The organism is Acinetobacter sp. WCHA55 (genome assembly GCF_002165305.2).
Taxonomy (GTDB): Bacteria; Pseudomonadota; Gammaproteobacteria; order Pseudomonadales; family Moraxellaceae; genus Acinetobacter.
The window spans coordinates 929,646-950,257 of the sequence record NZ_CP032286.1 but is presented as its reverse complement, the minus strand read 5'-3'; the positions used below and the strand labels follow the sequence as shown (position 1 = coordinate 950,257).

General features: G+C 40.3%; 18 protein-coding genes and 4 tRNA genes. 14 read left to right on the top strand and 8 right to left on the bottom strand.

Going from position 1 to position 20,612, the window contains the following annotated elements; translation table 11 throughout:
* The first annotated feature begins 116 nt into the window (after positions 1 to 116).
* Entirely contained in the window at positions 117 to 1,079 is a 963-nt protein-coding gene (locus tag CDG62_RS07385; protein WP_004695769.1) for a Tim44 domain-containing protein, read from the top strand.
* A 477-nt stretch (positions 1,080 to 1,556) separates the two neighbouring features.
* On the opposite strand, the gene CDG62_RS07380 is transcribed toward CDG62_RS07385, so the two are convergent.
* Positions 1,557 to 2,735 carry a S1C family serine protease gene (locus tag CDG62_RS07380; protein ID WP_087526272.1) on the bottom strand — a complete coding sequence of 393 codons (1,179 nt, stop codon included), beginning with the start codon at positions 2,733 to 2,735 and terminating at the stop codon, positions 1,557 to 1,559.
* Between the two features lie 168 nt (positions 2,736 to 2,903).
* Here CDG62_RS07380 and CDG62_RS07375 point away from each other — a divergent pair, with 168 nt between their 5' ends.
* From CDG62_RS07375 to CDG62_RS07340, 8 genes are all read left to right on the top strand, one after another.
* Positions 2,904 to 3,662, top strand: coding sequence for a Nif3-like dinuclear metal center hexameric protein (locus CDG62_RS07375; RefSeq protein ID WP_087526273.1), 759 nt, complete (start codon positions 2,904 to 2,906; stop codon positions 3,660 to 3,662).
* Positions 3,663 to 4,000: 338 nt separating this feature from the next.
* Positions 4,001 to 4,621, top strand: a complete 621-nt coding sequence (locus tag CDG62_RS07370) for a superoxide dismutase (RefSeq protein WP_087526398.1) — start codon at positions 4,001 to 4,003, stop codon at positions 4,619 to 4,621.
* A gap of 229 nt (positions 4,622 to 4,850) precedes the next feature.
* Positions 4,851 to 5,477: a superoxide dismutase gene (locus CDG62_RS07365; RefSeq protein WP_010327236.1), complete on the top strand. Its 627-nt coding sequence runs from the start codon at positions 4,851 to 4,853 to the stop codon at positions 5,475 to 5,477.
* Between the two features lie 144 nt (positions 5,478 to 5,621).
* A tRNA-Asn gene (locus CDG62_RS07360) sits at positions 5,622 to 5,697 on the top strand.
* Between the two features lie 4 nt (positions 5,698 to 5,701).
* Positions 5,702 to 5,777 (top strand) — tRNA-Asn (locus tag CDG62_RS07355).
* A gap of 195 nt (positions 5,778 to 5,972) precedes the next feature.
* Positions 5,973 to 6,048: transfer RNA gene (locus tag CDG62_RS07350), tRNA-Asn, on the top strand.
* A gap of 286 nt (positions 6,049 to 6,334) precedes the next feature.
* Positions 6,335 to 6,410, top strand: a tRNA-Asn gene (locus CDG62_RS07345).
* 20 nt (positions 6,411 to 6,430) lie between these two features.
* Positions 6,431 to 6,931, top strand: coding sequence for a DUF2726 domain-containing protein (locus tag CDG62_RS07340; RefSeq protein WP_087526274.1), 501 nt, complete (start codon positions 6,431 to 6,433; stop codon positions 6,929 to 6,931).
* A gap of 1 nt (position 6,932) precedes the next feature.
* Here the strand turns inward: CDG62_RS07340 and CDG62_RS07335 are convergent, their stop codons facing one another.
* The 6 genes from CDG62_RS07335 to glnA all read right to left on the bottom strand — a co-directional run bounded on the left by CDG62_RS07335 (position 6,933) and on the right by glnA (position 11,941).
* Complete coding sequence (locus tag CDG62_RS07335) at positions 6,933 to 7,163, bottom strand: hypothetical protein (RefSeq protein ID WP_039890041.1); 231 nt, start codon at positions 7,161 to 7,163, stop codon at positions 6,933 to 6,935.
* Between the two features lie 99 nt (positions 7,164 to 7,262).
* Complete coding sequence (locus tag CDG62_RS07330; protein ID WP_087526275.1) at positions 7,263 to 8,603, bottom strand: alpha/beta hydrolase; 1,341 nt, start codon at positions 8,601 to 8,603, stop codon at positions 7,263 to 7,265.
* A gap of 107 nt (positions 8,604 to 8,710) precedes the next feature.
* Positions 8,711 to 9,592: a 4-hydroxybenzoate octaprenyltransferase gene (gene ubiA, locus CDG62_RS07325; RefSeq protein ID WP_087526276.1), complete on the bottom strand. Its 882-nt coding sequence runs from the start codon at positions 9,590 to 9,592 to the stop codon at positions 8,711 to 8,713.
* On the bottom strand, positions 9,589 to 10,074 hold the full coding sequence (locus CDG62_RS07320; protein ID WP_087526277.1) for a chorismate--pyruvate lyase family protein: 486 nt from the start codon (positions 10,072 to 10,074) through the stop codon (positions 9,589 to 9,591). Before CDG62_RS07320 ends, ubiA begins: the two co-directional genes overlap by 4 nt.
* A gap of 87 nt (positions 10,075 to 10,161) precedes the next feature.
* Complete coding sequence (locus tag CDG62_RS07315) at positions 10,162 to 10,437, bottom strand: hypothetical protein (RefSeq protein WP_087526278.1); 276 nt, start codon at positions 10,435 to 10,437, stop codon at positions 10,162 to 10,164.
* Between the two features lie 88 nt (positions 10,438 to 10,525).
* Positions 10,526 to 11,941, bottom strand: a complete 1,416-nt coding sequence (glnA, locus tag CDG62_RS07310; RefSeq protein ID WP_171405706.1) for a type I glutamate--ammonia ligase — start codon at positions 11,939 to 11,941, stop codon at positions 10,526 to 10,528.
* 842 nt (positions 11,942 to 12,783) lie between these two features.
* Here glnA and CDG62_RS07305 point away from each other — a divergent pair.
* From CDG62_RS07305 to trpC, 3 genes are read left to right on the top strand one after another with little or no spacing between them, the layout of a single operon-like run.
* Positions 12,784 to 13,368 carry an anthranilate synthase component II gene (locus CDG62_RS07305; protein WP_087526280.1) on the top strand — a complete coding sequence of 195 codons (585 nt, stop codon included), beginning with the start codon at positions 12,784 to 12,786 and terminating at the stop codon, positions 13,366 to 13,368.
* A 16-nt stretch (positions 13,369 to 13,384) separates the two neighbouring features.
* Positions 13,385 to 14,431: an anthranilate phosphoribosyltransferase gene (gene trpD, locus CDG62_RS07300; protein WP_087526281.1), complete on the top strand. Its 1,047-nt coding sequence runs from the start codon at positions 13,385 to 13,387 to the stop codon at positions 14,429 to 14,431.
* Positions 14,432 to 14,447: 16 nt separating this feature from the next.
* Positions 14,448 to 15,254 carry an indole-3-glycerol phosphate synthase TrpC gene (gene trpC, locus CDG62_RS07295; protein WP_087526282.1) on the top strand — a complete coding sequence of 269 codons (807 nt, stop codon included), beginning with the start codon at positions 14,448 to 14,450 and terminating at the stop codon, positions 15,252 to 15,254.
* 111 nt (positions 15,255 to 15,365) lie between these two features.
* Here the strand turns inward: trpC and CDG62_RS19605 are convergent, their stop codons facing one another.
* Positions 15,366 to 18,047 carry a LuxR C-terminal-related transcriptional regulator gene (locus CDG62_RS19605; protein WP_228254432.1) on the bottom strand — a complete coding sequence of 894 codons (2,682 nt, stop codon included), beginning with the start codon at positions 18,045 to 18,047 and terminating at the stop codon, positions 15,366 to 15,368.
* A 346-nt stretch (positions 18,048 to 18,393) separates the two neighbouring features.
* Between CDG62_RS19605 and CDG62_RS07280 the strand changes: the two genes are divergently transcribed.
* Positions 18,394 to 18,888: a 2,4'-dihydroxyacetophenone dioxygenase family protein gene (locus CDG62_RS07280; RefSeq protein ID WP_087526283.1), complete on the top strand. Its 495-nt coding sequence runs from the start codon at positions 18,394 to 18,396 to the stop codon at positions 18,886 to 18,888.
* Between the two features lie 78 nt (positions 18,889 to 18,966).
* Positions 18,967 to 20,610 carry a long-chain fatty acid--CoA ligase gene (locus CDG62_RS07275; protein ID WP_087526284.1) on the top strand — a complete coding sequence of 548 codons (1,644 nt, stop codon included), beginning with the start codon at positions 18,967 to 18,969 and terminating at the stop codon, positions 20,608 to 20,610.
* Positions 20,611 to 20,612 lie beyond the last annotated feature (2 nt).

The window sequence follows — 20,612 nt, the reverse complement described above, 5'->3', positions numbered from 1 at the left end:
AAATTCCATCCATTTTAATTTCTCATAAAATAAACACGTTTTTTATTGAAATTTAGGATGAAAGACTGCATAAAGGTAGAGTTAATATTTATTTTTTCATAGAGTAGGAAAATTTGATGGAAGTTCGACAGCGTGGTTTGATTGCTGGTTTTTTAACAGCGGCTCTTTTAGTTGCACCCTTAGCAGCAGAAGCTAAACGTGCAGGTGGTGGTAAAAGCCACGGTATGAGCCGTCAAGCTGCACCAACTCAGTCTTATCAACAACCTCGTCAAGCAACTCCAGCTCAACAACCTACCGCGCCCGCTACAGCTCCAGCTAAATCTGGTCCAGGCGTCGGTGGTATGGTTGCGGCTGGTGTAGCGGGTGCTGCGATTGGTGCTGTAGCTGCAAATGCATTGGCAGATGATAACTCTGCTTCTCAAGCACAAGCACAGGAAGAAAAAGGTGGTATTCCAAGCTGGATTTGGATTCTTCTTGCCGCTGCTGTTGCCTTCTTCATTTTCCGTAAAATGGGCGCAAAAAAAAAAGTAGCACCTAATCCATACGCGCCAAACAATGGTTCAACACAAGCACCGTTTGGCCAACAAGCTGCACCACGTACATCAAATGACAACAGTAACATTTTTGGTCAGTCTGTAGGTGGTTCAGCTGCTACACCACAAAACAATGCACCTTTTGGTGCTGCCTATACCAATAGTGGTAGCCAGTTGCCTGACGGTACAGAACCTGCGGCTTTCTTACGTATTGCTCGTCAACGTTTCAATCATATTCAGTCGATGAACACAGCAAGTAACATTTCTGAAATTCAGCGTTACTTAACACCTGATCTTTACCAGTCTATGTATCAAGATATTATGGCGAACCAAGATCAAGATGTAGCTGAATTTTCAAACCTGAACGCAATGGTTGCGGACTCTGCGACAGAAAATGGCCAATACGTAGTTAGTGTACGTTTTACTGGTACAGTGAGTGAAGATCTCAACAGCTTACCGCAACCATTTGCTGAAGTTTGGCACTTCGTAAAACCAGCGGGTTCTACCCAAGACTGGCTCGTTGCGGGTATCCAACAAGAAGCGTAATTTCCAGATATAAAAAAACAGCAACTTCGGTTGCTGTTTTTTTATGGCTGATCAGTCCGCTTGCCGATTCAACCAAGTCATCAACGACTCGCATATTAAAAACACCATTCAAATGATAACAGCCCATGATTTTTCTAAAAGTTACACTCAACTTTTCCTAGAAGTAAAACCTATCCTCTATGTTAAACAAGAATCACAGAAAGGCTGCATAATGCATCCTCCCCCCCCTCTTTTAACATAGACTTTTCCAATCCAAATAAGTTCATCACGTTATGAATGCTTGATGCGAATGGGCAACATCTAAAAATAAGTGAGCTTTAATGTGCAACTAAAGCTGAGATTCATTTATCAATCCTAGACTTTTAAACATGAAAACCTGTCTTTTAATCATGCAGTACATGTAATATTTACAGCTGTAAATCAACGACGCATAAAAAAGCCTCTATAAAGAGGCATTTTTTATTTACGTTTTTAGTCTTATTCAGGTAATGGAATAAATTGAGAGTCCTGATTTTGCTCTTTTCTTTCCCCAACAACCACAGCAACCTCTAAAGGTTTACCATCACGCTCAAGTGAAATCTGAATGGTGCTATTCGGCGGTTGTAGAGCCACAAAATTAATCAAATGTGAGGTTGAAGTAATCACTTCATCATTTACTTTCACAATCTTGTCACCTTTCATTAAACCAGCTTTTGCAGCAGGCCCAGTTTTTAACACGTCTGCAACAACCACACCTGGTCCTTTCGGCTCTAAAATATTCACTTGCTCGACAGGAAGTAGGCTAATACCTAACCAGCCACGAACAACACGACCATCTTTAAGAATGGAGTTCAGTACTTGTTGACAAATTTTTGCAGGAATGGCGAAGCCAATACCTAAGGATCCACCCGACTGAGAGAAAATCGCAGTATTAACCCCGATTAAATTACCTGCCACATCAATTAAAGCACCGCCAGAATTACCTGGGTTAATTGCTGCATCGGTTTGTATGAAGTCTTCATAAGTGTTAATACCTAAGTCAGAGCGTCCTGTAGCAGAGATAATACCCTGCGTAACGGTTTGACCTACACCAAATGGGTTACCAATAGCCAAGACCACATCACCCACTTCGTTACCACTGAGCTTAAAGGGTAAAACAGGCAGATTTGCCAGCTCAATTTTAATCACAGCCAAATCAGTATCGGGATCTGTACCAATCACTTTTGCCACTGCACGACGACCATCTTGTAATGCCACAACAATTTGATCAGCTTGAGCAATTACATGATTATTGGTCAGAATATAACCATCTGGGCGAACAATCACACCTGACCCCAAACTGTTTTCATTTTTATTTTGGCTAAACTGATCTGGAATTTGATTGCCAAAAAACTCACGGAACGCAGGATCATTGAGTAATGGATGGTCAAGCTGTTTGACTTTTTGCGTGGTAAAAATATTTACTACTGCTGGTGCAGCCACTTTCACTGCAGCACTATAAGAAACTACACCACCGGTACGCGTGGTGTTAATTAAAGGCTCAACTTTTTCAGCGGGCATCTTAATACCATCCGACGCCACAGGTGCTTTTGGCTTTTGATACTGTTGCCAAGCAAAAAATCCAGCAATGACTAAAATGAGTAATACCCAAGGTAACCAGGAAAAGGTCCTGCGCACGATTTCACCCTCTAAAATGTTTTAATTCATTGATGACTAAGTAATTTATGCCTATTGTAAAGCGAAATTCAAGCCGAAGCACAAAAATAAGCAAGAGTTTTGTCATGCTTTAGTTACAATAAACAATAGCCTCCGATGTAATCAATTTAAAAGAGTTTTTAAGTCAATATGGCAAAATTACAAGACATTATCCAGTGGTGTGATCAAACCCTTAAATCACCTGAGTTTAAGGACTATGCACCGAATGGCCTTCAAATTGAAGGTAAAACCGAAGTACGTAAAATTTTAGCTGCGGTAACAGCATCGCAAGATGCCATTGATGCTGCGATCCAAGAAAATGCGGATCTCTTACTGGTTCATCATGGTTATTTTTGGAAAGGTGAAGCCTATCCTATCACAGGTATGCGCGGTAAACGGATCAAGAGTCTGATTCAACATGACATTTCTTTACTGGCATATCACCTCCCCCTCGACAGCCATCCACGTCTTGGAAATAATGCAGCGATTGCAGATTGCCTCGAACTGGAACGTATTGAAGCACTTGATCCATCTGAGCGTCATCCTATTGGCAATATTGGTTATTTAAAACAGCCCATGCCTGTGGAAGAGTTTAAACAGTTTGTGTCTGAAAAATTAAAGTTTGATGTCATTCATCTTCCTGCGGATAAGACCATGATTGAAAAAGTCGGTTTTTGTACTGGTGGTGCACAAGATTTCATTGTAAAAGCCGCTGAACAAGGCTGTGATGCCTATATTTCAGGCGAAGTCAGTGAACGTACTTTCTATGAAGCCAAAGAATTAGACGTACATTATTTTGCTTGCGGACATCATGCGACTGAACGCTATGGCGTGCAGCGATTAGGTCAAGCCATTTCAGAACAATTTGATATTGAGTATGTTTATTTCGAATTAAATAACCCGATCTAAGCAATCACTGGGATGAGACTTCTTTCATCCCAGTCCCCTCGATGCACTTACATCGCCTAGCATCCAACATCACATCAATTTAGGCAAATTATTAAAATATTCTTCAGAATCTTTCGTATTTTTAATTCAAAACATAACATCAGTTAAAAAATTCTGTGCATCTTATCTTTGTTATATCTGCTGAACTTCCAGCCCAATATGAATAATAAAACTTGCGACGCTTAGCTTTAAAGTTATAAATAATAAACATATTGATTCTCATTAACATTTAAATGGATAATAAAACTGCTTTTAAAACTCCCAATAAAACAATTTTGATGATTAAAGGAATCAAACACATGGCTTATTCTTTACCCGCTCTTCCTTATGCCTATAATGCACTCGAACCCAATATTGATGCGAAAACGATGGAAATTCACCATACTAAACACCATCAAACCTACATCAATAACATTAATGGCGCGATTGCAGGCACAGAATGGGAGAAACTGTCTGTGGAAGATTTGGTTGCCAAAGTCAATCAAGTCCCTACTGATCTTAAAAATATGGTGATCAATAATGTTGGTGGTCATGCCAACCACTCACTGTTTTGGACTGTCATGAATCCAAAAGGTGGTGGGCAACCGACTGGGGCTGTGGCAAAAGCTATTGATGAACAACTTGGGGGGGTTGATGCTTTTAAAGATGCATTTACCAAAGCCGCAATTAGCCGTTTTGGCAGTGGTTGGGCATGGCTGAGCGTGACACCTGAACACCAGCTGATTGTTGAAAGCAGTGCAAATCAGGACTCCCCTATTATGTGGGGACACATCCCTATTCTCGGTTTAGATGTATGGGAACATGCATATTATCTAAAATACCAAAACCGTCGTCCTGAATACATCAATGCCTTTTATAATGTGGTCGATTGGGATGAAGTTAATCGTCGTTATGATATGGCTCTACAATCTAAAGATTAGTTATTGATCGCAGTCTATTCAGATCAGTAAACCCATTAAAGTAGCTTAGAGCCTGCTCAAATGCACATATTTCGTGCAAAAGGCTCTAACTACATCTTGTGTATCCGATATGTCTCCTTGCGAAAATTTTTGCATATTTTGTGTATTAAAAGACTGCCCTATTGTCTCTAGAATCATTTACAATAAATGCACTTAAAGTAAAACCCAGCAAATTTGCAAGGAATGAAACATGACAACCATTACTTTACCTGCACTTCCATATGGCTACGAAGATCTTGCTCCGCATATCAGCAAAGAAACTTTAGAATTCCACCACGACAAACACCACAATACTTACGTTGTTAACCTAAACAACCTAATCAAGGGTACTGACCTTGAAGGTAAAACTTTAGAAGAAATCATCACAGCTTCTGCTGGCGATGCATCTAAAGCAGGTATCTTCAACAATGCAGCGCAAGTTTGGAACCACACATTCTACTGGAACTGTATGGCTAAAAACGGTGGTGGTAAAGCAACAGGTGCTTTAGCTGCTAAAATTGATGAAGCATTCGGTTCTTACGAAAAATTCGCTGAAGAATTTGCTGCTGCAGCTACAACTCAATTCGGTTCAGGTTGGGCTTGGTTAGTTGCTGATGAAGTAAATGGCAACCTTTCTATCCTTAAAACTTCAAATGCAGACACTCCTCTTGCACATGGTAAAGTTGCAGTGTTAACTATTGACGTTTGGGAACATGCTTACTACATCGACTTCCGTAATGCACGTCCTGTTTACATCAAAACTTTCCTTGAAAGCCTTGTAAACTGGGATTATGCAAACGCGAAATATGCAGGCCAAGCTGCTGGTGTTGAAAAATAAGATTCGTCTTGTTTAAAAAACCGCTCTTTTTGAGCGGTTTTTTTGTTTTTGCTGCCTAAACGTGTATTTATAAAGCAAACAATTCATTTCTCAATATTTTTTGCTTGACCCATTTTCCTTTCCTCCCTAAAATGCGCATCAGATTCTCCAATAGCTCAGTCGGTAGAGCGACGGACTGTTAATCCGCAGGTCCCTGGTTCGAGCCCAGGTTGGAGAGCCACTATTCTTCCATAGCTCAGTCGGTAGAGCGACGGACTGTTAATCCGCAGGTCCCTGGTTCGAGCCCAGGTGGAAGAGCCAAGATTCTAAAAAGCCCAAGCATCGTGACTTGGGCTTTTTTTATCACTCATTGTTTTGATCCACACCCTATACTATTCTGCTATACAGCTATGACACATCAAATTGCTTATAAAAAAAACACTTAATCTAAATTTCGACTTTTTTTAGAATTGTAACTTGACCGATGTGTAATTTTCTCTATACTGCATTTCAGATTCTCCAATAGCTCAGTCGGTAGAGCGACGGACTGTTAATCCGCAGGTCCCTGGTTCGAGCCCAGGTTGGAGAGCCAAATTTAAAAAGCCCAAGCATCATGACTTGGGCTTTTTTCTATCTATAAAAACACATTCACCCATAAGTAAAACCAATCTTTAAAAATCCCTCCAAAGCAGCTTTCCATACATGCCCTTCTCTGTTTATATCGCCCAAATCTCTCCACGAAAAACCAAAAAGACTAAATCAAATCACTCCAACAAAAGCTAAACCGTTTATTTTTAAATCATTTAGAGCAGATTATATAAAAATAACAGGCCAAAGACTTGACCCTTTGTGCTTTGCCACATAGAATGCGTGCAGATTCTCCAATAGCTCAGTCGGTAGAGCGACGGACTGTTAATCCGCAGGTCCCTGGTTCGAGCCCAGGTTGGAGAGCCAAAATTCTAAAAACCCACTCCATGCGAGTGGGTTTTTTCTTTGCGCTAGAAAATATTGTGTTCGATCTGAGTCAAATCATCTTTTTTATCATCGGCTGCTTTGCCACTATTACACTAGTGTTGATGGTCTATCCTGACCTGTTTCGCCGTAAGCAAAAGTTTTATGCCAAACACGTCATTACGCCATTTGAACGTAAAATGTTTATTCGCTTAAAAGAAGCCTTCCCACGCCATCATGTTCTAGCTCAAGTTTCATTTAGCTCACTGATTACCAGTGACCACTATAAAATACGAGCCAAATTTAACCGAAAAGTCACCGATTTCGTTTTATTAGATGAACAATTAGCGGTTGTAGTGATTATTGAACTCGATGATCCCTCCCATATCGGCAAAGAACAAGAAGATGCAGAACGTGATGCCATGCTGAATGAAGCAGGTTACATTGTTCTGCGTTTTACCGAAATTCCAAGCATTCGCCAACTACACAAACACATTGGCATCATGCCTGCAATGCGTGCTTGAATTATTTTGAGACCGCGCTGCTCGCTTCCTGCTGTGTGAATTGCTTTTCGGCAGCCAATTTTTCTTGAATACGCTGTTGTTGTTCTTCCTTAATACGCTGATATTCCGCTTGATTTTTTGCATCGCTTTTTACCGCTAAAAAAGCAATCCCTAAAATAAGCAATGGAATCACAATACCAAGACTCGCCAAAAACATCACTTTCGGCGTTAGTTTTTGAGTTGATTTCGTCATAGTCAGCCTATTTCCAATATCTATATTTTGATGGGCCAATACTATAACAAAAAAAGAGCCTCAATCATGAGGCTCTGTCTTCAGTTTAAATGGTTAATTTTATGTCGGCGCTTTACCTGTACAGTTTTCATTAGTGCTAGCATCCACTGTATTTGGATCAAGTATAATATTAGTATTTGCTGGCATCTTATCTTGAATAAAATTATAAACTTGTAAATTTTTACATACAATTGCTTGGGTGTGAGTTGCGCCAACAACTGGATCTAATAAAACATTTGGTGAACCCAATCCTTGCAACTTCGTAACTAAACCCTGTGTGACCGGATATGGAACATTTGTATCCAATGTGCCTTGTACTATATATACTGGTTTATCAATTCGTTTAGTCCCAGGCTGACTACTGATTAAGAACTTTTTTACGGTTTCATTGGTTGCAAACACACTCGTATCCAAACCAGGATAATCCATGACTTTTTTATCAGTATTTGCGGTCATAAACTGAATAATATCGTCTTTAAATTTATTAATTAAGCTTAAACTTGGGTCACTATCATTGTCTAAACACAGACCATTATCCCCTGTTGAACCTTCTGCAAACTCAGCCAAGGATTTGGCACGTGATTGAAAAATGTCCTGATAATTAAATCGTGGCTCATAAGCTTTAATACCAACGCCCGTTAATGCTGCATAAGCCAATAAGGTTGCATAAGAATCGACCGAAGTACGTGCAGCCAAAGGTACACCAAATTTAACTTCTTGCTCTTCAATGCCAGCTAAAGCTGCTGGTGCAACCTCAAGGATAATTTGACCCAAACTCGAAGCTGGTGCGCCAGCCACAGCACCTTTATAGGTTGCATCCGTATTTGCGTATTCTGCGGTCGCTAATGAGGCATGCCCCCCCTGAGATTGCCCCACAGACATCCACGCACCATTTAACTGCGGGCCATAATGATCTTTTGCAGCTTGTACAGCAGAAAGCGCTGACTTCGCAGCACTAGATAAGTTTAAATATGGATGAATCCCTGGCGTACCCAAACCTTCATAATCTGGCGCAACAACCACATAGCCAGCAGCCAGTAGACTATCTGCTAAAATTTTAAAACGCGGGTGAATCATATTATTACTTGGTGCACAACTATCACCAACCCCAACCGTGCCGTGCTCCCAAACCACTACGCGATAACCATCTGTAGGCGGTGCTACTTTAGGGAACATCACCAGCGCCGTTGCTTTTGCAGTCTGACCTTGAACATTTTCCATGTTATAAGTCATTACCTTAATAGAAGCTGCAGTGGTTAATGTGTCTTCTAAATAGGCACTTTCAGAAACATAGGTCTGTTTTTGATTTGAAGCGGGCGAATCATCATCGTCATTACATGCAGTTAAAGACAGCATTGAAACAGCAACAGTAAGGGCGAGTGCTATTTTCGAGCGTTTCATAAAATATCCTTTTATTCGTTGTTTTTTTAAGCATGAAACTACATGCCGTTTTATTAAGACATAAAAAAAGCGCCCTGTATAGGACGCTTTTCAACCAAACAATCACTTTAAATAATTAATTCTAAAAAGATTCCAGTAAAAATAATGAATCCCACCCAACGATTGTGACGGAATGCCCAAAAACAACGTTGTGGATCTTTGTCTTTGGTTTTTGACCATTGATAAATAAAATCAGCCACGACTACAAGCAATGCTATTAAACCCAATGGCATCAATAAATCTTCAAGATAAAGCGCCGTACCGATCAAAACCACACTCATCGCCTGTAAAAGTGCAATGATTTGAATATCAAAACGACCGAACAAAATGGCTGTCGACTTCACCCCAATTTTTAAATCATATTCACGGTCGGTAATCGCATATTGAGTATCGTACGCCACAGTCCAAGCCAGATTACCCAAATACAATAACCAACAAGTTAAATCTGGTGTTACACCAACAGCGGTATACCCCATTGGAATTGACCAAGAAAATGCTGCACCTAAAAATACCTGTGGCAAATGTGTGTAGCGCTTCATGAAGGGGTATATAAAGGCAAGAAACAAGGCACCAAAAGACCAGTAAAAGGTTTCAATGGGTAAAAAAAACAACATGCAGGCACTGGCAAAAACTAAAGCTAGAAATACATAAATGGCTTCTTTAGCCGTGATAATCCCTGTTGCTAAAGGCCTCGTTTTAGTCCGCTCGACATGCGCATCGACCTTACGATCAGCAAAATCATTAATTGCACAACCAGCCGCACGCATAAATATGGTACCAAGTACCATCGGAATCAGAATACCAATGGGCGGTATTCCCTCCGCTGCAATCCACAATGCCCACATGGTCGGCCAGAACACCAACTCGGTACCAATCGGTTTATCAAAGCGACATAAGTAATAATAGGCTTCTAAACGTTCACGCCAAGTAATGTGATGTGCAGTTGTCATGACTGTCCTTCAGATGCTGAATTCTGCTTTTGCAAAAATTGCTCAAAACTCGCTAAAAAGGTTTCTTGAACAATAAACTTGCAGCCGTGCCAAGTATAACAGCTCTGTCTAGTCCAACCATCTTCTAGCCAAATTACACGACGCTCACATGCTGGATTGGTGCGCTGAAACAAGAACCAACCAATCGGTTTTTTACCAATATGCTTAAAAAGCCGTGCACGACCTTGCAAACTTAAGATCGGAAAAATGCTTTTGGCTTTGACCCAAGGCTCTGCATCACTGCCATATAAAAAACTTTCTCGCACCCATGACGTATGCTGAAACGGCATGCTCATCCATTTTGCATCGATAAACTGAAGACGCTGAAAATGTTCTTTGGTCGGTTGAACCCTAAAGGCTCCATCAGCCAAATCCGTCAGTTGCTGAGTAAGTGAACCCGAAGCATATAACCATGTTTTCAGTTCAGCTGGAATCTGCTGCATAAGCCTACCTGTACCATTGATTTACTGTGCGCTTAAACGCTTTTTGAGTTATGAAGAATGTCATTGATTCAATTCTAAGATCAATCTTTAGCAATTATCTGTTTTTGCAATGGTTTCAAATCTACCTTGCGGAGTTTTCACCAAAATAAAACCTTCAGCACTCAAGTAAAAACTTTGAGGATAATCATAGTCCAGTGCTAACTCTGGGCTTTTCAATGCGATAAATTCTGCCTGTTTATAACCTTCAGGGGTGCGACCAACTTCAATATACGTCACCATCGAAAAATTTAGCTTAAATCCTTTGTCATGATCTTTAGGGTCAATCCAAGGATAAAAACTAGTGTGCTTTTTACGCTGTGCCATTACTTTCATCATTTTTTTCAAGTTAAGCAGATGATACAAAAAAACCCGCGACTAGCGCGGGTTTTTTACAGTGAAATTCAGTTCAGAATTACAAGCTGTAGTACATATCAAATTCAACTGGGTGAGTTGTCGTGTTCAAACGACGCACTTCTTCAGTTTTAAGTTCGATATATGCATCAAGCATTTCTTTAGTGAATACACCACCTTTAAGAAGGAACTCATGATCCGCTTGAAGCGCTTCAAGAGCCATATCTAGGCTGTGCGCAACTGTAGGGATTTTCGCTTCTTCTTCAGGAGGAAGGTCGTATAAGTTTTTGTCAGCTGCTTCACCTGGGTGAATCTTGTTTTGGATACCATCAAGACCAGCCATTAACAATGCAGCGAAACCTAAGTACGGGTTCATCATTGGATCTGGGAAGCGAGCTTCGATACGTTTACCTTTCGGGCTAGAAACGTAAGGAATACGGATAGAAGCAGAACGGTTACGTGCTGAGTAAGCCAACATAATCGGCGCTTCGAAGTGTGGAACTAAACGCTTGTACGAGTTTGTAGAAGGGTTCGTAATTGCGTTCAATGCACGAGCGTGTTTGATTACACCACCGATGAAGTAAAGTGCCATCTCAGAAAGACCAGCGTATTCATCACCAGCAAACAAGTTCTTGCCATCTTTAGAGATTGACATGTGAACGTGCATACCAGAACCGTTATCACCAACCATTGGCTTAGGCATGAAAGTCGCAGTTTTTGCATATTGGTGCGCAACGTTCCAAACAGCATATTTGAACTGTTGAACTTCGTCGGCTTTACGAACCATTGTGTTGAAGCTCACACCAATTTCTAACTGGCAAGATGCAACTTCGTGGTGATGTACTTCTACACGACCTGGGCCCATGATGTCTTCAATACGCGCGCACATATCAGCACGCATGTCATGTGAAGAGTCAACTGGAGGAACTGGGAAGTAACCACCTTTAACACGTGGACGGTGACCTGAGTTTCCGCCTTCGTAGTCTTTATTTGTTGACCAAGCAGCTTCTTCAGCAATCAATGTATGGCGCGCGCCAGACATGTCAACTTCCCATTTTACTTCGTCAAATACGAAGAATTCTGGTTCTGGACCAAAGAATGCAGTATCACCAATACCTGTAGATTTTAGGTATTCTTCAGCACGGCGAGCAATCGAACGCGGGTCACGGTCATAACCTTGACCAGTTGATGGCTCGATAACATCACAAGTAACAACTACTGTCGGCTCAGCGAAGAACGGGTCGATAAAACCAGTTGCAGCATCTGGGCGTAAGATCATGTCAGATGCTTCAATGCCTTTCCAACCAGCAATAGAAGAACCATCAAACATTTTACCGTCTTCAAAAGTATCTTCGTCGATAGTATCTGCTGGGTAAGTTACGTGTTGCTCTTTACCCTTAGTATCCGTAAAACGGAAATCGACCCATTTTGCGCCACTTTCTTGGATGAGTTGTAGGACCTTGTTCGCCATGCTCATTTTGCTCCGATGAATTTTTGTTGCACTCTTTAGTGCGTGTTAGTAGTTGGTTGTTCTAAAGCAATTACCGTACCAACTTTAAAAAGCTTAGCTAAAATATTGAATTCATTATCAGAATAACAGTTTTAAGCTGTTTGCTTTGGTTCTATTATACTGAGCTAAAAAGTAAATGCACCATATTCAAGCATGCTTCTTCACAATTAATCTAAAAGATTTTAAGCGTGTTTCATAATGGTGCGTTTTTAAATTTCTCTGGTCAATTTACACCCGTTTTTTATAAATTAGAGTGCTTTTTAAGCTGTTATTTTCGCAATGATTCGGCCTCCACACTTCATATCACGGCGGAAAACATACATAAAACCAAATATAAGCAGCGTAATTAACTGTTTTTATTTAATTTAAAAAAAAGTAGAAACCTCTCCTTTCAAACTAAATACTCAGCCAACATCTCAGATATGAGCAAGCAAAAAAATATGCTCTGTTTTGGTGACATTAGGGGAGTTTCTAGCTCACAACATCAGAAGATATTCTTTTATATTCCTTAAATGTGCATGCTTCATGACATTGACAGATAGTCCACGAGGTTTCTCGTTAGGATTTGAATCTGAGATATTCATAAACTCTATATCAGTTAGTAACAAAACCCATTGTAATTTTTAGGCTCGAAAAAAAATGTCGCGCCCTAGCTGTGTATTTTTTGCTATGATAATTTCGGTTTTGTGCCTCCATTCAAGTCATTGAATGAGAAAAATAATTTACTTATAGCTTTATAATGTAATCGCACGAATACCACGGGACTCTTCAAACACATTTTTGTGAATAAATTTCAATAGGTTAAGCTCATGCTTTTAATGATCGACAACTATGACTCTTTTACATACAACATCGTCCAGTATTTTGGCGAGTTAAACCAAGAAGTAAAAGTAGTACGTAATGATGCCGTGACATTGGAGGATATTGAGCGATGGCAACCTAAGTATCTTGTGATTGGCCCTGGTCCATGCTCACCTTCGGAAGCAGGAATTTCTATTCCAGCTATTCAGCATTTTGCTGGAAAAATTCCATTATTAGGGGTGTGCTTAGGACATCAGGCCATTGGTCAAGCTTTTGGTGGCGAAATTATTCGTGCAAAAAAAGTGATGCATGGTCGTTTGTCCGACATGTACCACTCGGATAAAGGCATTTTTAGCCACCTCCCTTCTCCGTTTTCAGCAACGCGTTATCACTCACTGGTGATTGATCAAGAAACCTTGCCTGAGTGTTTAGAAGTGACCTGCTGGACCAATGAAGCCGATGGCTCAATTGAAGAAATCATGGGTGTAAAGCATAAAACGCTTGCCGTTGAAGGCGTGCAATTTCACCCTGAATCAATTTTGAGTCAGCACGGCCATCAAATCTTTAAGAACTTTTTAGAAATTTACGCATAAATGAGTGCAGTCAAAAATGAATATGCAACAAGCTTTAAATAACATCACTAAAAATATTGAATTGACGCAACCGCAAATGGAAGACGTCATGCGCACCATCATGAATGGTGAAGCAACAGATGCCCAAATTGGTGCACTGATGATGGGTCTTCGCTTAAAAGGCGAAAGTATTGATGAAATTACCGCAGCTGCTCGTGTCATGCGCGAATTTGCCATCAAAATTGATGTCAGTGATATTCCTTATTTAGTCGACATCGTCGGTACAGGTGGTGATGGTCAGAACTTATTCAACGTCTCGACCGCATCTGCGTTTGTGATTGCGGCGGCAGGAGCAACCATTGCTAAACATGGTAACCGTGGTGTTTCAACCAAATCGGGGTCCTCGGACTTGTTAGAACAAGCGGGCATTCAACTTGACTTAAACATGCAACAAACTGAGCGCTGTATTCGTGAAATGGGCGTCGGTTTCTTATTTGCCCCAAATCATCACAAAGCAATGAAATATGCAGTTGGCCCACGTCGTGAATTAGGCATTCGCAGTATTTTCAATTTACTTGGCCCGCTTACGAATCCGGCTGGGGTAAAACGTTTAGTGATTGGGGTTTTTTCGACTGAATTGTGCCGCCCCATTGCAGAAGTGATGAAACAACTAGGCGCAGAACATGTCATGGTGGTTCATTCTAAAGATGGTTTAGATGAAATTAGCCTTGCATCAAGCACTTATGTAGCTGAACTCAAAAATGGCGAAGTCACCGAATGGGAGATTCAACCTGAAGATGTTGGTATTGAATCGCAAACTTTAACTGGTTTAATCATTCAAGACTCTGCTCAAAGTTTAAGCCTAATCAAAGATGCCTTAGCTAAAAACAAGTCTGATAAAGGCGAAAAAGCAGCCAATATGATTGCTTTAAATGCAGGTGCAGGTCTGTATGTCTCTGGACTTTGTACCAGTTATAAACAAGGTGTGGCTTTAGCACATGATATTATCTATGGCGGACAAGCCTTAGAAAAAATGAGTATCCTTGCTGAATTCAGCAAAACCCTTAAACAATACAACGCTTGATAGACAGGATTTTGTCATGGTAGATATCGCAAATACGATTTTAGGCAAAATTGTGGATCGCAAGCAGGAAGAGTTTGCTGCACGCCTCAAACAACGTAGCTATAAAGATGTTGAAGAATGGGCACTTGAGGCAACGCCTGTCCGTGGTTTTGCTCAGTCTTTACTAAGCAAACAACCTGGTGTAATTGCTGAAATTAAGAAAGCGTCGCCATCTAAAGGCATTATTCGTGAAAACTTTGATCCTGCTGAAATCGCACAACAATACGAAACCGCAGGTGCTGCATGTTTGTCGGTTTTAACCGATGTCGATTTTTTCCAAGGTGCCGATGAAAATATTCAGATTGCCCGCTCTCACTGTGCCCTGCCTGCATTACGCAAAGACTTTCTGATTGACCCTTATGGGGTGATTGAAGCACGAGCTTTACATGCTGACTGTATTCTTCTGATTGTGGCATGCTTGTCCGATCAACAACTCGAAGAAATGTCTAAAACCGCTTTTGAGCAGAATTTAGATGTCTTGGTTGAAGTACACGATGAAACAGAACTTGAACGTGCTTTACGTCTATCTGAGCGTTGCATATTGGGCGTTAATAACCGTAATTTAAAAACCTTTGATGTAGATTTAAACACCTCGATTCGTTTGAAAAAACTGCTTGAGCCATCTCGTCTATTGGTGACTGAAAGTGGAATTGCGACACCGGCGGATGTGGCGATGATGCAAGAACATGACATTCATGCATTCTTGGTCGGCGAGAGTTTTATGAAGCAGTCGCGTCCAGACCAAGCCTTTACAGAGCTATTCGGAGTACCTCAAGCACTTTAATTACGCATTCAGGGTAAGCATACTCTTACCCTGAATATTTTGTAATTTACACTTTCAAAAAGCTGTTGAAGATCTCGTTAAACAGCAACACATAAAAATTTCAATTTTATATTACTCAATTAAGCCCTGTTTCTTGGCTTCATTCACTGCTTCCATTCGAGAGCGGACCTGTAACTTGTTATAGATTTTACGCAGATGCCATTTCACCGTATTGATAGATAAAAAAATCGACTCGGATATCTCTGCATCGGTACAACCGCGGCTCAATTTTTCTAGAATTTGGATTTCACGTTTTGATAACGCCTCAAGACCAGAACTGTCAAGCAAAGCGTCAGCACTGTTTTCAGCTTGATTAAGCTTTTGAAGTTGCTGAATATATTCCAACAATACAACTGTATGCTTTTGCTTCTGTCGACTTAAATGTTGACTTAAACTACTTAACATATCCCAAATTAAAGGATCTTCATCTAGAACTATCCGCACGGCCTGAGTTGGCATCAAAGCGACCAAAGCCTTTTGTAAAGAATCCAGTGCCAATTGCTGTTGATCAAAATGATAAAATGCTAAAGCTTGTAAAAGCTGAATACGAATTTGCCGTAAAGGATAAACTTTGCATTGCTGAGCTTCTTGTTTCAATCCATGTAAGGCTTGTTCTGCTTTTCCACATAAAATTAGTTCTCGGTAAATCAGTAAGTCATCACCAATGAGCAGATTAGTAATATTTTTCACTGGTGCTGAGTCTAGAATACCCGTAACAAAATCCAAATTATGCTCAGTGCCCGGAGATATCTGATCTAATAAGATTTGATGCTCATAAACCTGTTGTACGGTCTGGGCCAATCGTGGAATTGACCAGTCAGTGGTCTTAATTTGTGACTGAGTGAGGCAAGATTGTTTTGCGGCAATATCACCACGTAAATGTGCCAATTTAAACTGTAAAACATAGCCAATGATCACCATGTCTGGGATAACCAGTTGTGCACCACCATTAAAGCTTTCTAGAGCCTGTTCAGCCAAATCGATTTTGTTCATTTCATAATACAAATCAGCTTTCAAACTGCTGGTAATCGCATCAACAGCTATTTGGTTATCTTGATCTATTTTGAGCTTTTGATAATCAGGCCCTTTACCAATTTGATTAAACTTTTCTTCGGCTAAACTTAGATTACCCATCAAACGTTCGCAAGTAGCATCTATGCAGTCAGTAAAAATTAGGCCGTAAGCGTTATAACCTTGTACATACGTTGCTCGGGTTTGAATCAACAGTTTTCTTGCTTCAGCAATGTGCCCTAAACAAATGTGGTACAACACTCCAATACCAATCAAAGGACCTCGGGTAAAGTAAGCCGTTTCAGGTAGTTTCAGTAAGTTTTTCTGTGCTAGTGCATAGGCTTTAGGTAATTCATCTTCGAGCAATGCAAGCATTGGAGCAAGCCCGTGCTGATCATCATGTAATCTCAAGTTATCACTCGATTTAACTGTATCCCAAAGCTGAATATAATGATTCGCAAGTGAAGTTTGGTGTGTCAATAAGCAAACCCAAATCGTATCGTACAGTAAGTGAAAATGCTCTCTTAGCTCATCTTCAGATATCTGTCTCACCAACTCAAGTAAAGTATAAACACGACCGTCTAAAACCAATTCTCGGCTCACGGCTTCGAGTAAACTTAGCACCATAACTTGATCATGTGCTTGCTGCGCATGATAGATGGCTTCCATTAGGAAACCTTGTGTTTTATACCAAAGTGCAGCTCTACGGTGTGCTTGCTCATACTGTTTTATATCTGTCGCTTTAAATCTGTTTTCCAAGAACTCACGAAACAAATGATGCACACGATACCAATAATGCTGCTCGTCGATGGCTAAAATAAATAAACCACGTTGTTGAATTTCTCCCAAAAAGCTCTGTGCATGAGGGTGCTCTGTCACTGCCTGTACCAAGGACAAATTGACTTTTTTAAGCACACTCATATGTAATAAAAATATTTGAACACTTGGTGGAAGCTGTACAAAGACTTGTTCACTCAAATAGTCTACTATCTGCGTATGCACACCACTTAAACTTTGAATAACTGATGCAGCATCGTGGTAATTCTTCAAATATAAGTTAGTAAGTTGAATTCCTGTCAGCCACCCTTCAGTTTTATCAATCAGTTGTTCAGCTAACTCCGTTGTTAGAGTAATGCCATCAAAATTTTGCTGATGTAAAAAATGAATGAGTTCCTTACTTTCTTGTGGCTTAATACTGAGATTAGCTTCAGTCACCCACTTTAAACGTCCCGATAAATATTCTTTAGTAAAACTCCAATTGGGTTTAAGCCGTGAAGAAATCACTAAATGACAGTTACTAGGTAAATACTGATATAACCACCAAAGAATATCTAAGCACTCTTCGTTTTCCAACGCATCTAATTCATCAATGAATAAAACGATGTCGGCGTCAATTTCGACTACTTTCTGGGTTAATTCGATAATGTTTTGCTTATGAATCTGTCCATGTGCAACCGCATGCAATGCATTTGATCCCAAAAGTGCCAAACGTAAGTACTGATATAGTCGAATTGGATCGTTATCATCACTATCTAAGGTTAACCAACTTACTTGTTTAGTTTGGGCTAATAGTGCTTCACTTAATTGGTACATCAACGTGGTTTTTCCATAACCCGCTGCTGCGTGAATAAATACTAAAGAAGACTCACAATGCTCTACCATTTGACTTAACAACAAAGGGCGTTGCATTGCTCTGTCGTTCATTACACTAGGACGACTGAGTTTAGTCTTCAACACTTGCATTTCTACTCATCCAATCTTTTTTATTCAACTACTTTTGCAAACTTCACTTCCTTGAAATTCGCATTATTCACAAAATCATGTTCAACCATAATTTATGTTTATTCGATGCTCCAAGTGCCTACAAATAGTAAAGGCACTAGCTATGATACAAAGTGATATTGAATCTAAATCATGATTTCAAATATATATTTTAAACTATTCATTTGCCCAATTCTCAAACAATTCTAAATCCATTCTTTCGAGTGGTTTGCATTCATGCAAACATTGTTATGCTCGACGACATGGAAACATTAGATACCCAAACATGGTATCACATTCTGAAATAACGACATACATGGAGTTTGTCATGAGTATTGCACAATCAATTAAACACCAAGATCGTTTATTAACTATCAACATCAAAGAAGGTGAAATTCAAAACGCTTTGCCAGGCGTGCATGTTACACCATGCTTTTTAGATCCTGACAATGGTAAATGGATTATCTACGCTCGTTTTGATGCTGGTGTTGTAATGCCACGTCACTTCCACACAGGTGTTGTACATTTCTACACAACTGCTGGTTCATGGCATTATGTTGAATATCCTGAAGATGTTCAAACTGCTGGTAGCTATTTATTTGAACCAGCGGGTTCTATCCATACTTTAGCAACCCCTGAAGGTGCTGAAGGTTTCATCATTGTTGAAGGGGCCAATGTAAATCTAAATGACGATGATTCACTCATGTTCATTATGGATGCGGGCTGGATTGAGCGTACATTGATTGCTGTATCACAACAAACTGGTCAAAAATTGCCAAGCTATATTAAGCCAGGTGCAGAAGTCGCATTTAACGACAAATAAGCTCAAACCTTGAGGACTTTTAGTCACCCCTAAGAGTCCTTTATATATTAAAAAAAACGGCTTCAAAGGATGAATGAAATGTTTGGCAAAATGATGCACCAATCATTATTGATTAGTAATTTAATTGAACATGCAGCAAAATATCACGCAGATACTTCAATTATTTCACGCGAAGTAAATGGTCAAATCACTACATCAAACTGGCTACAAGTACAGCAAAACTGTAAGCGTTTAGCCAATGCGTTTACGACTTTTGATTTAGAAGCGGGTGATCGTCTCGCAACTATTGCATGGAACAACCATCGCCATTTAGAAACTTGGTATGCTGTTTCAGGTAGTGGTTATGTTTGCCATACTATTAATCCTCGTTTATTCCCTGAACAACTGATCTTCATTATTAATGATGCTCAAGACAAAGCCATTTTCTTTGATTCAACATTCTTACCTCTAATTCTTGCTATTCAAGGTAAAGTACCGACTGTTGAACGTTTCATCTGCCTTAGTTCACGTGATGATAAAATCGTTGAAGCCTTACCAGATGTACTGTTCTATGATGAATTGATTCAGCATCAATCTACTGAATTTAATTGGCCACAATTTAGTGAAGAAACGCCAAGTTCACTTTGCTACACCTCAGGTACGACAGGTAACCCTAAAGGTGTACTGTACAGCCACCGCTCAACCCTTTTGCATACTATGGCAACATGTTTCCCAGACTCACTCAGCTTGTCTGCAAATGATATTGTGATGCCAGTTGTTCCAATGTTCCATGTGAACGCATGGAGCGTACCTTATGCGACAGCTATGGTCGGCAGTACAATTGTCCTTCCAGGACCGAATTTAGACGGCGACAGCTTAGTTGACTTAATTGATAACTATAAAGTGACCATCGCATTAGGTGTGCCAACGATTTGGCAAGGTCTACTTGTTGCTGCGAAAAAACGCGGTACAACTTTGGACAGCATGACGCGTAATGTGGTTGGTGGTGCTGCTTGCCCGCCTTCAATTATTCGTGACTTCAAAAACAACTATAACTGCGACACCATTCATGCTTGGGGTATGTCTGAAACAAGCCCATTGGGTACAGCAAACCAGCCTAAAGCAAAACATGCAGCTTTGAGCGAAGAAGAATTTGAAAAACTTCGTTTAACTCAAGGTCGCCCACCTTTTGGTGTTGAATTACGTATTGTCGATGGTAGCAGTACAACTGCGTTACCAAATGATGGTCATACTCAAGGCAATTTACAAATTCGTGGTCCTTGGATTGTCGATCACTACTTCAACCAAGAGAAAAGTGCATTAACTGCGGATGGTTGGTTTGACACTGGCGATATCGCAACAATTGATGCTGATGGCTACATGACTATTTGTGACCGTGCAAAAGATTTAATCAAATCTGGTGGTGAATGGATTTCATCGGTTGAACTTGAAAATATCGCAGTTGGACATCCTGAAGTTCGTATGGCAGCAGCCATTGCGGCACGTCATCCAAAATGGGATGAGCGTCCAATTCTGATTGCCGTGAAACAAGAAAATTCAGCCGTTACAGAAGATGAAATCCGCTCTTACTTTAAAGACAAGATTGCGAGCTGGCAGATTCCTGATGCAGTCATCTTCGTTGATGCGCTGCCAGTCAATGGCACAGGTAAAATTGTGAAAGCAGAACTCCGCACACAATTTGGTGATGTACTTATCAACAGTAAAACGGTTGAATCCGTTTAACT